We start from the raw sequence: 8,007 nt of genomic DNA, 5'->3' as shown, positions 1-8,007 counted from the left end.
CGGGCCTCAGAACGGATGGCAAACAGACTAACATAGGATATGGTACAAACCTTGGGGGCAGGTCAAGGAGGGTTCGGACTGACTACCCCTACGAAGTGATTATATTATCGTAGATTTGATAGATTTTATAACGAGTGGAGGTAGAGATGACGGGTGTAACCAAAACCGCAAAAACCATCAACCCCAAAATGGTGAATGCGACTCGCAGCGTCGCCGCCGGCGGGCTCGCCGTGTCTTGCTGCAACGTCAGGTGCATGCGTTCGTAACGGCCATTCTGTTCCGGATGCCCCGGCGCGATCCGCTCCGGCACAACGCCAGCCTGGATCAGGCAGATCGCCAGCTGCGTAAGATCGCCAGCCGCCCCCGACGCAAACGGCGGGCCATTGTCCGAACGCACCGCAAGCGGCGGGCCAAACTCCCGGAAATCCGCCTCCAGAACCGGCCAGACATGCCCGAAGTCGAGCCGCGACAAAGCCTGGCAGCGAAGCAGATAACGCGCCCGGGCATCCATCAGCGTCAAGGGGTCACAGCGACGGCCATCATTCGTGCGGAGCCAGCCCTTGAAGTCGATCGTCCAGACGTCGTTGGCCAACTCACAGGCGGCAAAGGGCGAACTGTAGGCTGGCGTGCGACGACGGCAACGGCGACGCACCGTCAAGCCCGCTCGATCGAACACCTCGCCGATCGTACTCGCAACCGGTCACACCGTCGCCGGATCGTCCAGCTTCAACCACGCCAGAACTTTGCGCGGACCCTAGGTCGGGTGAAGTCGACGAACTGAAAGACAACGCTCCAAAACCTCATCGCTCAAGGCATGTGGACTGTGCAGCGGACGACGACTGCGCTCCAACAGCCCAGCGCCGCCAAACCGCTCATAGCGCTCAAGCCACTTGTACCCAGTCTTCCGGCTGATCCCGAAGCCACGAAACAAGCGCGAAAAGCTCTCTTCTTTCGACAAGGCCGCCCTCAAAAACCGCTTCCGTTCATCCACAGAACAGCTCTCCATCCATGGCATCCGCAGGTCCTCCCTGCGGACATCTTGAACTGTTACCCATGTCGTCGGACTAAACTGTTACCTATGTAGCCGGTTTGGACCAAGGGCCGACGCTGGGAGAGGGTTGGGGTGGGGGGTGGTGGTGCCGGCAATTGACGGCTGCAGCCGCTTTCAGGCGCCGCTGAGGATCTCGACGCTCTCGGCCACCGCCTTTTGCGCCCGCCGCGCCAGTTCATCACGGCTGGCGCTGCTGATGGGGTGCTCGATGGCAACGTAGGAAAAACCCTCGGCGCCCAGCACACGGGCCATCAGTTCGGCGGCCCCGGCGAACTTGGTTGTCATGATGCCGGCCGCCGGCAGACCAAGCCGCTCGGCCATGATGGCGTCGTGCAAACTGCACGACGAGCAGCTGCCTCAATCGCCCACCCCGGCCACCAGCGCCTGCCAGCGCTCGGCCCGCCCCAGCAGCCCGGGCTCGGCCGGGGCGCTGTAGTTGGCCTTGGTCAGGCGCACCACCTCGGCCACGCCGTGATGCTCGACGAGTTCGCTTGCGAAGGCGTCGAAAAACGCTTTCGTCCCCTTCTTGCCGTTGGAGAGGATGGCGACGGTCGTACCCTCGAGCGTGGCCAGCCGCTGGGCCGGGACGAATGCCGGAGCTCCGCCTTCGTGGGTCGGGTCGAGGATTTCCATGATCAGGGTCCACAATCCAGACAAGCGCCGATGGCTACCGTCACGGCGGCGCTTTTGTTGCCGTACCAGGGCGGAATGACGGCCCCGAAGCCGCCGGCCGGGCCGCCGGCGGCGATCACCAGCAGATGGTCGGGATCGGGCAGCGCCGCGTATTCCCGATCGCCCTCTTTGCCGACCACCGCGCCCTTGCCGCACTCGGCCCAATCGCTGCGCCGCACGCGGGCTTTCTCGAAGAGGCAGTTTCGCAGGTCCGCCTTGGACCAGCCGGCCGCGTGGAAATGGGCCCGCAACTGCGGCGGCACGACGATGGCGTAGTTCCCCGGCCAGATCGAATAGTGGCGCATGTTGGCCCGGATTTCGGCGGCGAAGGTATCCAGGATCTCCGCCGGGTCGCTGGTCCATTCGTTCATGATCTGGCGCGGTGCCCCGGCCGCCATGACCGTCACGGCCGAGATCTCGGCCGGCACGCCGTGTTCCTCGGCCAACGAGAGCCAGGGTGAATTTTCCTCGTCCTCGGCCAGGCAGTAGCTGAACTTGCCCGGATGGCCCAGCGTCGAGCGATCGACCTCGCCCGGCCGGGCGTCGAGCAAGTTGCACAGCATCAGGCGAATGGCCCGGCCGATGGCCGTGCTGGCACGGTCGCTGGCGGCCAGCGCATTGAAGCCGGCATTCATGGCCAATTCCTGACGAACCGGCCCGTTGACGACGATCAGGATGGCCGCGCCGCCGGTGCTGGCGGTGGGACCGTGGAGCAGGAAGGGCTCGGCCAGCATGGCCGTGAAAGCCGCCACGGCGACCGGAAAGTGCATCGGCAGGCAGCCCGCCATGACAGCGTTGACGGCCAGTTTTTCGGCCGTGATGGCACGTTCGCGCACCGGCTCGACGCCCACCAGGTGGTCCGGCGGCAGCAGCGCCCAGTCCAGGCAGGCCGCCACCGCCTCGGCCGTCGGCGGCACGATGGGCAGACCGTCGGTCCAGCCGCGGCTGTGGCAAAATTCCTGTGCCGCCGCCAGATCGTCGACCGCGTGACGCTTTGAATTCAGGGCCATGATCGGCCTCGTCGCGAGTTTCGCCTGCGACAGTTTAGCAAGTCCGCCTTTGCCGGGCGAGGCTAAGCGGCGACTGCGGACGCTGCCTTGCGCCGAGCGATGGTCAGGAAAAGCGACCCCACGATGACCAGATTGATGACGCCGGCCAGCGCTGCATTGGCATAGGCCAGCGTGTAGTCGCCGGTCAGGTCGAAGAAAAAACCTCCCTGGTAGCCGCCTATGCCATGGCCGATCCAGCCGAACAGGCTGACGACGCCAAGCGAGAAAGCCCGCCGTGAGAGCGGCGTCATGACCCGCACGCAAACCAGGATTCCCGTCATCACCCCCGAGTAGCCAAAGCCGTAAATGACGGCAAAAACGTAGAAGGCGCCGAGGGTTTCCAGTTGGATGAATATGAACACCAGTACGGTCTGGCAAAGAGACGCCAGCATGTAGGCTTGGATGGCGCCGATCAGGTCGGCCAGTTTACCAAAAAACAGGCGGCCGAAAATGGCCGCAATCAGCATGACAAACAGCACGCTGCCGGCATCATCCAGGGCAATGCCCCGATCCTGTACCAGGGGCACCAAATGCAACAGCGGCACCGACATGCAGATGCAACAGAACACCACTGCTACACCCAGCCAGGCGACAACCACGTTGGGCGGAAGCGGTACGGGCGATAAGTCCTCCTCGGTGGGAACGCCGGGCGCCGCCGCTGCCGAAGGGTTGGCTGGTTGGCGGATGAGCAGGGCAAAGGGAATCAGCACAGCCAGCGCAATCACCCCCATGCTGATCAGGGTGCCGCGCCAACCTATGGCGCCGATCAAAACGGCGGCAGCAAAGGGTATGCCCCCCTGTCCCAGCGCCTGGCCGCCAGAGGCGATTCCCAAGGCCAAGCCGGCGCCCTGCTTGAACCAATTTCCGACGTTCGCCAACAGCGAGATCATGAGGGAGGCGGCGCCGAAAAAACCCGCCACGAAGAACAGCAGATAAAACTGCCAGAGAGCCTCGGCCCAGGCGGCGGCCAGCAGGCAAAGACCGAAAACCACGGCACCGAACAGGCAGACCCAACGGATCTGGATGCGATCGGCGACGCGGCCCATGATGACCCCGCCCAGGGCCAAGCCCATTAGACCTGCCAAATTGATCAGCGATACGGCACCGCGCTGCCAGCCGAATTCTTCCAGCAGCGGCCGGAAAAACACCGAGATGCCGCTGACCATCACGCCGGCGGCGATGGCCAGCATTACGGCGGAAACCGCCAAGATCACCCAGCGGTAGCCGGGTTCGGATGGGGAACCGGTCATGACGGTCATTATCCCATTGCCAACATACTCATGAGCCAGAGCCCCCAGAGGATCAGCACAAGGCCCGTGAAGCGGCCGATATTCGGGCCCGCGGGGGCCAGCTTCTCGATCAGCACATAGAGCGCCAGACCGCCGATCCACCAGAGATTCATGACACCGCCATAGAACAGCAGCGCCATCAGCACCCAGCAGCAACCGAGGCAGAACAGGCCGTGGGCCAAGCCCATGCGGATGGCTCCGGCCGCACCTGGCCGCCAGTGCCCGGCCAGGAATGCGACCGGCGAGCGGCAGTGGCGCAGGCAGGCCTGCTTCAGCGGTGTCAACTGATAGATGCCAGCGGCGATCAGCAGGGCGGCACCGAGGCCCACGCTGGTCGTCGCCATCATCGGTGAGAGCAGCGCCAGATGCTCCAGCGCCCATTGCAACACTACAGCGACGAGGCTGAAGCCGCCCCAGGCCAGCAGATAGCCGGTGACGAAAAACCCGGCCGCCGCCGGGACCCCGCCGCGCTCGCGCTCCTTGCGGCTGATGGCGGCGAACAACAGCACCATGGGCGCGGCGCTGGGCAGCATCATCGCCACCATCATGACCCACCACATGGCCAGCATCAGGACGGCATAGCCGGGCGTCCAAGGTGCCGGCATGGCCATCGCGCCGGCGCCCGACATCGCCGCCGTCTCCGAGCCGGACATGTCCATACCGGCGCCGCTCAGGACATAAGCCCACGAGACGGCGCTGACGAAGATCAGGCCGGCGATGACGATGGCCCGGTCGCGCTTGAGCACGGTCTCCAGGGCCGCAGTCACGTCAGGCATCGTTCAGGCTCTTGCCTCAGGCGGTAAGCCCGCCCGAAGTGAAGGTGCTCTGGCAGAGATGGGCGTGGCTGTCGGCGAACTCCAAGAGCACCGCACCTGTCGCCTTGGTGGTGCCGCTGGCCACTTCGGCGAAGTGGAACTCCTTGCCCATGGGCAGGTCGATGCGGGCTCGGTGATCGGCCCCGCTGACCGGGTTCTTCAGCGACTCGATCGAGGTCTCGACCAAACCCGGGATGTTGAGCCGCGCGGTGCGGCTTTCGACATCGAGCTCGAGCTCGATCGCCGCGAAGATGGGCTCGTGCCAGGTGGGGCACATGTCGCGATAGATCTTCAACATCGAGGCCCCCGGCTCCGAGCCCTCGCCCTGCAGGATGGCGATCAGCGCCTGGCGCTGGGTCTCATCCGCGCCTTCGTCGATGATGCATTGCATGGCCCCGTTGCCCTGGTGCACGGCGCCGGGCCAGGCATAGGTGGAGACCACCAGCAGGCCGTCCAGCCGGGTCTCGCCGAAATGTCCTTTGTCGATGCGCCAGCCGGCGACGGCCTTGCAGGTGCCGTCGGTGGGCAGGGCGACGAATTGGCAGGGACAACCGTAGTCGCAGTTGCAGTTAGTGAAATGCGGACCCTCGATGCTCCAATCGATCGTCGTCATATTTCTCTCCGCTGATTTGAATTCTGTTGCTCAAGGCGCAGGGCCGTCCCTGAGGGCCGTCCCTGTCCCCTTATCTATGTGAGGACCGTCCCTGTCCCCTTATCTAAGGAATGTTAAGGCTCGAAGGAGCGATTTCCTAACAAACCACAATTGGTCCCTGCCCTCCCGACGAAAATCCCTTTTCAGCGGCTTGCTATACCACGGGCGACATGCCGCCATCCAGGTTGACCGCCGTGCCGGTGATGTAGCGGGCCCGCTGGGAAACCAGGAAGGCCACCAGGTCGGCGTAGTCCGCCGCCTCGCCAACGTGGCCCAGCGGCACCCGCTCGGCCATTTGGGCGTAGAGCTCGTCGACCGGCTTGTCACCGGCCCGGCGTTCCCATTGGGCGCTCTTGATCAGGCCGATGCAGACGGTGTTGACGCGGATGCCGTCGGCCGCGAACTCGTTGGCCAGCGACTTGGTCAGGTTGATGCCGGCGGCCCGGGTCACCGAGGTGGGCAGCGAGCGCGCCGTGGGCGCCTTGCCGCCGGGGATGGTGGCGTTGACGATGGCGCCGCCGCCGCGCTGGCGCATCAGCGGCACGATGGCGCGGCAAAGCCGCACCGCGGCCATTAACTTAAGCTCGATATCGGCATGCCAGGCGGCGTCGTCGAGGTCCTCGAGCGCCGCAGCGGCCGATGAGCCGGCGTTGTTGACCAGGATGTCGATGCCGCCGAAGCGCTCGAGCGTGGCCGCCACCAGGGCCTCGATATCGGCCGGCCGGGTGACGTCGGCGGCCTGGGCCACGACGGTGCCGCCGGTCTCTTCGGCCAGCGCCGCCGCCGCCGCTTGCAGGTAGTCCTGGCGGCGGGCGCAGATCACCACCTTGCAGCCCTCGGCCGCCAGGCGCCGCGCCGTGGCGCGCCCCAGGCCGTCGCTGCCGCCGGTGACGATGGCAACGCGTCCCCCTAATTCCAGATCGAACATGCCGGCCTCCCCTGAGAAATCGTCAGGCGCCAGCATAGCAATCATCGGCGAACAGACCAGGATGGGGAAGCTGGGGACGCCGGCCAAGCTGGAATAGGAGCGAAGGATGCGGAACGCCGTTTGTAGCCAAAAGCAGAAATCAAGTTTCCCTAATATATAGTCCATGAACCTCCATTTTGGCACCTTGATGCCGGTGTCCGTCTGGCGCCCCTCTTCCCCCATCCATGACTTGCGTTAAACGCGTCTAGGTCGTGATTATAGCTTCCGGATCGCCGCCGCGCGGGCCTCCATCTTCACGGCCTTGGCGGTGCGCCCCATCTTCCGCAGCAGCGCAGCGTAGTTTCTCAGGCTCTGCAACACCTCGGGATGGTCCGGCCCTAGAGACGTCTCCTCGATCGCCAGCGCGCGTACGTATAGCGGCTCCGCCTCGGGATAATTGCCTTGAGCCTCGTAGAGCATTGCCAATTGCTTGATACCGTCGGTCATCGGCGTGGTCGCCGCCCCGAACTCGAGCCCAGCCGCCCAGATCTTGTCAGCCGCGCATAGTCGCCAAGCCGAAAGACTTCATGGCCTGCTCTCATCCCGTTTGCTCCCTGCCGCTCGCACGTCGCAACAATCCGTTGAGCCAATTCTTCAGCGCATTCCTTAGCACTGGCGTGCCCAGTAGCGCGAAGAAATATTCTGCCTCCTCTTTCGAGATCAGCGCGTATTTGGTCCATGCGATGCGAACCAGCTTGTTGGTCAGTATGGCGTGCCGCAAGGGATCGTGCTACCGACTTCGAAAATTAGCTTCGTGGAAGACAGCATCGCCTGCCCGAATAAGCCGGACACATATCCGTCCCTCGTGCCGCCTGGTCGCAATGAAGGTTCCTATGTTGGTGAAATTCGGATAGGATTGCCGTCTGTGTATATGGTAACTGAAATTTCGCAGCCGATAGTATTCCGTTAGGCCTGGTAGATTCTATTTGAGGTTGTTGAGCGTTTATTGTGATGTCGTCACTATGACCATCGCTGGCTACAAGTTGCCTGGATGAGCCGTGGGTTGTACTGCCCTGATTAGGTGGTTGAAGAGTTAGCCCAAACCATCGCCAACCACGCCGCCAAACTCGCCGTCAACGACAATGGTTTTAACGTCTTTTGCGGCCATTGCCTTAGATACTTCGATGTTTCTGTCGTTGCCGTGATCAATAGTTACGGCGAGACCTTGCTGACTTTCAAATGCCGGTTCGATTCACTCGCACAGGCCACGATTTCGAACCGGCAAAACAACAAACCTTTTGGGGAGGTGTTGAATATGGACTTTCGATCTGACAATCGCCGTACGGTTGATCATGAACGATAGAGGAAACGACAAATATCTCCTGACCCCCGGCCCCTTGACGACGTCGCTTGCTACCAAGCAGGCGATGCTGCGCGACTGGGGCTCCCGGGACAGTGAATTTATCGCCATTACCCGGCGCATCCGGGAGCGTTTGCTGGCGATTGCCGGTGTCGAGGACAGCCATGCCGCAGTGCCGGTTCAGGGCAGCGGGACCTTTGGCATAGAGGCGA

General features: G+C 63.3%; 12 protein-coding genes. 2 read left to right on the top strand and 10 right to left on the bottom strand.

What is annotated here, in order from left to right:
* Positions 1–88: 88 nt before the first annotated feature.
* The 10 genes from QGG75_02375 to QGG75_02330 form a co-directional block, all read right to left on the bottom strand.
* Positions 89–592 carry a hypothetical protein gene (locus QGG75_02375; protein MDP6066093.1) on the bottom strand — a complete coding sequence of 168 codons (504 nt, stop codon included), beginning with the start codon at positions 590–592 and terminating at the stop codon, positions 89–91.
* 162 nt (positions 593–754) lie between these two features.
* Positions 755–1,006, bottom strand: a complete 252-nt coding sequence (locus tag QGG75_02370) for a leucine zipper domain-containing protein (GenBank protein ID MDP6066092.1) — start codon at positions 1,004–1,006, stop codon at positions 755–757.
* A gap of 159 nt (positions 1,007–1,165) precedes the next feature.
* The gene (locus tag QGG75_02365; GenBank protein ID MDP6066091.1) at positions 1,166–1,372 is read right to left on the bottom strand and encodes a hypothetical protein; all 207 of its coding nucleotides are present in this window, start codon (positions 1,370–1,372) and stop codon (positions 1,166–1,168) included.
* Positions 1,373–1,408: 36 nt separating this feature from the next.
* Positions 1,409–1,684 (bottom strand): hypothetical protein, encoded by a 276-nt coding sequence (locus QGG75_02360; GenBank protein ID MDP6066090.1) that lies wholly within the window; start codon positions 1,682–1,684, stop codon positions 1,409–1,411.
* A 2-nt stretch (positions 1,685–1,686) separates the two neighbouring features.
* Complete coding sequence (locus QGG75_02355; GenBank protein MDP6066089.1) at positions 1,687–2,733, bottom strand: hypothetical protein; 1,047 nt, start codon at positions 2,731–2,733, stop codon at positions 1,687–1,689.
* A gap of 62 nt (positions 2,734–2,795) precedes the next feature.
* Complete coding sequence (locus QGG75_02350; GenBank protein ID MDP6066088.1) at positions 2,796–4,022, bottom strand: MFS transporter; 1,227 nt, start codon at positions 4,020–4,022, stop codon at positions 2,796–2,798.
* An 8-nt stretch (positions 4,023–4,030) separates the two neighbouring features.
* On the bottom strand, positions 4,031–4,837 hold the full coding sequence (locus QGG75_02345) for a DUF2182 domain-containing protein (protein MDP6066087.1): 807 nt from the start codon (positions 4,835–4,837) through the stop codon (positions 4,031–4,033).
* A gap of 16 nt (positions 4,838–4,853) precedes the next feature.
* Positions 4,854–5,489 (bottom strand): DUF1326 domain-containing protein, encoded by a 636-nt coding sequence (locus QGG75_02340; protein ID MDP6066086.1) that lies wholly within the window; start codon positions 5,487–5,489, stop codon positions 4,854–4,856.
* A 193-nt stretch (positions 5,490–5,682) separates the two neighbouring features.
* Positions 5,683–6,543, bottom strand: a complete 861-nt coding sequence (locus QGG75_02335) for an SDR family oxidoreductase (GenBank protein ID MDP6066085.1) — start codon at positions 6,541–6,543, stop codon at positions 5,683–5,685.
* A 168-nt stretch (positions 6,544–6,711) separates the two neighbouring features.
* Positions 6,712–6,942 carry a tetratricopeptide repeat protein gene (locus tag QGG75_02330; protein MDP6066084.1) on the bottom strand — a complete coding sequence of 77 codons (231 nt, stop codon included), beginning with the start codon at positions 6,940–6,942 and terminating at the stop codon, positions 6,712–6,714.
* Positions 6,943–7,516: 574 nt separating this feature from the next.
* Here QGG75_02330 and QGG75_02325 point away from each other — a divergent pair.
* The gene (locus tag QGG75_02325) at positions 7,517–7,798 is read left to right on the top strand and encodes a hypothetical protein (protein MDP6066083.1); all 282 of its coding nucleotides are present in this window, start codon (positions 7,517–7,519) and stop codon (positions 7,796–7,798) included.
* A partial coding sequence (locus QGG75_02320; protein ID MDP6066082.1) for a 2-aminoethylphosphonate--pyruvate transaminase occupies positions 7,788–8,007 on the top strand: 220 nt, incomplete at its 3' end. The genes QGG75_02325 and QGG75_02320, both read left to right, overlap by 11 nt.

The organism is Alphaproteobacteria bacterium (assembly GCA_030740435.1).
Lineage (GTDB): Bacteria > Pseudomonadota > Alphaproteobacteria > UBA2966 > UBA2966.
This window is presented reverse-complemented; position numbering and strand designations above follow the sequence as displayed.